This is a genomic window from Alphaproteobacteria bacterium (assembly GCA_030739735.1).
GTDB lineage: Bacteria > Pseudomonadota > Alphaproteobacteria > UBA7887 > UBA7887 > UBA7887.
In genome coordinates this window covers 1-626 of the sequence record JASLYQ010000053.1, presented here as the reverse complement: position 1 = coordinate 626, position 626 = coordinate 1, and the positions used below count along the sequence as shown (strand labels likewise).

Genomic DNA, 626 nt, shown 5'->3' with positions numbered 1-626 from the left:
GTGACTGGTCAGCTCGCTGCCGTTGTCGCTGACGATCGTCGCGGGCTTGCCGTGCAGCCTGATCAGGGCATCGAGCTCGCGCACGACGCGGCGCCCGGAGAGCGAGGTGTCGGCGACCAGCGCGAGATTCTCGCGGGTGCAATTGTCGATGACAGCGAATATGCGAAAGCGCCGCCCCGGCTCGAAGACGTCCGAGAGGAAGTCCAAGGACCAGCGCTCGTTGGGAAGCGAGGGCACAGCGAGCGGGGCTCTGGTGCCCGTGGCCCGCTTGCGCCCGCGCCGGCGTTTCACCGCCAGGCCTTCTTCCTTGTACAAGCGTCGCAACTTCTTGTGGTTCATGGTGATTCCCTCACGTGCGAGCATGAGCCCGATGCGGCGATAGCCGAAGCGCCGGCGCTCAGCCGCGATCTCGCGCATGCGCCGTCGGATCTCAGGATTGTCCGGCGGGCGCTCTGCCCGCACCGTCTTCGTATCGACGCCGACCAGGCGGCAGGCGCGCGTTCTCCGTCTCAAGGCTCTTCAGCTTGCGCGCGTCCGAGACGTCCAGGCCGCCATATTTGGCCTTCCATTTGTAGAACGTCGTCGGGCTGATGCCGTGCTCGCGGCAGACCTCCGCCGTCTTCAGG

At 66.5% G+C, this 626-nt stretch carries 1 pseudogene; it reads right to left on the bottom strand.

The features are described from left to right. Positions 1–626, bottom strand: a pseudogene (locus QF629_13020) (transposase).